This window comes from Oleiphilus sp. HI0123 (assembly GCF_001635315.1).
The window spans coordinates 1-1,991 of the sequence record NZ_LWGE01001447.1 but is presented as its reverse complement, the minus strand read 5'-3'; the positions used below and the strand labels follow the sequence as shown (position 1 = coordinate 1,991).

The 1,991-nt window shown below is 48.5% G+C and carries 2 protein-coding genes; both read right to left on the bottom strand.

Annotated features, from left to right (window positions below):
- Positions 1–1,089, bottom strand: a 1,089-nt coding sequence (locus A3761_RS18785; protein ID WP_068750683.1) for a potassium transporter TrkG, incomplete at its 3' end; no start/stop codon positions are given.
- Between the two features lie 35 nt (positions 1,090–1,124).
- A partial coding sequence (gene trkA, locus A3761_RS18780; protein WP_156491951.1) for a Trk system potassium transporter TrkA occupies positions 1,125–1,991 on the bottom strand: 867 nt, incomplete at its 5' end.

The following is a 1,991-nucleotide window of genomic DNA, read 5'->3' as shown; positions in this document are numbered from 1 at the left end:
CTTGTAGATGAGTAAGATTCGAATCGCCTTCATGCCACCGCCGGTTGAGCCTGCACAGCCGCCAACAAAGGCAACAACGAATAAGAGGAAGGGCAGTACGAATGGCCAGGCTGTGAAGTCTGCTGTAGCAAAGCCAGTGGTTGTTGCGATGGAAACAACTTCAAAGGCGCCTCGAATCATAGAGTCAGAGAAGCTATAAGTATCGGTGAAGTAAAGCGTTGCGATCGTAATAATGGTTACGATCAACATGAGCGATGCGTAAAAGCGGAACTCGGGGTCCATAAAGTACGTTCGCCAGCTATTGCTTCGCCATGCAGTGAAATGCAGCGCGAAATTAACCCCGGCGATAAACATAAAGAAGATGGCGATTAGTTCAATTACGCTATTATCGAAATAGCCAATACTGGCATCATGGGTTGAATAGCCGCCGATGGCGATGGTCGAAAAACTATGGCCTATGGCGTCAAACAGGGTCATTCCAGCGGCCCAGTAAGATAGCGCGCAAGCGACTGTTAGCCCGAGGTATATATACCAAAGAGCTTTGGCGGTTTCGGTGATTCGAGGCGTTAATTTACTGTCTTTTACCGGGCCGGGAGTCTCTGCTCGGTATAGCTGCATACCACCAATGCCTAGCATTGGAAGAATGGCGACAGCCAGTACGATCAAGCCCATGCCGCCAAGCCATTGCAATTGTTGTCGGTACCACAAGATAGATTTGGGCAGGTCATCTATCCCGGTAATGACGGTCGCGCCAGTGGTGGTTAGCCCCGATAGGGACTCAAAGTAAGCATCAACGAAGCGTAAATCAGGGGAGTCAGATAAATATAAGGGCACTGAACCACTCAGGCTGAGCACCAGCCAGAAGAGAACCGTTACGATAAAACCATCTCGTACACGAAGCTCCTTTTTATGGTTTCGAACAGGCAGCCAGATGATTAGCCCTAAGCCTAGCGTAATAACAAAAGCATCGAGGAAGGCATGGAGCTGATTATCGTTATAGATGAGCGAAACAATGATCGGCGGGAGCATGGTCAGGCTAAAAATCATCAGCAGGATGCCTAGAATTCGGCTGACTGTAGACAAATGCATCCGGTTGTATCTCCCAAAAAACTACTAAAACAGGGTTAGAAAAAAGCGAGTCCGACTTGGAACAGCTTCTCGACTTCGCGAACTCTTTTCTTATCGACCAGGAAGAGGATAACGTGATCGTCTTGCTCGATGCGGATATGGTCGTGAGCGATTAATACTTCCTGGTGACGGACAATTGCGCCGATGGTGGTACCGGTTGGTAAAGGTATCTCATCGACTCGTTTACCGACAACCTTTGAGGAGCGCTCGTCGCCATGTGCTACGGCTTCGATCGCCTCAGCTGCTCCTCGTCGTAAGGCGTGAACATTAACGACATCTCCTTTTCGGATATGGGTTAGCAGGCTGCCAATGGTGGTTTGTTGAGGCGATATGGCAATGTCGATTTCACCGCCTTGGATCAGATCGACATAATCAGGGTTGCTGATCAAGGCCATCACCTTGCGAGCACCAATGCGCTTGGCAAGCATCGAGGCCATGATGTTTGCTTCATCATCATTGGTCACGGCGATGAAAACATCAGTATCTTCGATGTTCTCTTCCAATAGCATGTCTTTATTGGCGGCATTACCATGCAGAACAATGGCCTTTTCGAGTTGCTCGGAAAGTGCCACGCAACGCTCGTGATGGTTTTCAATGATTTTTACTTGATAACGACGTTCCAGGTACTTGGCTAAGCGAAAACCAATGTTACCGCCACCAGCGATAATAATTCGCTTGTACTTATTTTCCAAAGGCTGCAGTTCGCTCATTACCGCGCGAATATGGTCGGTCGCGGCAATAAAGAAAACCTCATCATCTTCTTCAATCACCGTGTTACCAGAAGGAATGATTGGTTGGCCTTTTCTGAAAATTGCTGCCACTCGGGTGTCGATAGTGGGCATGTGCTGTCGGATCAAGGATAA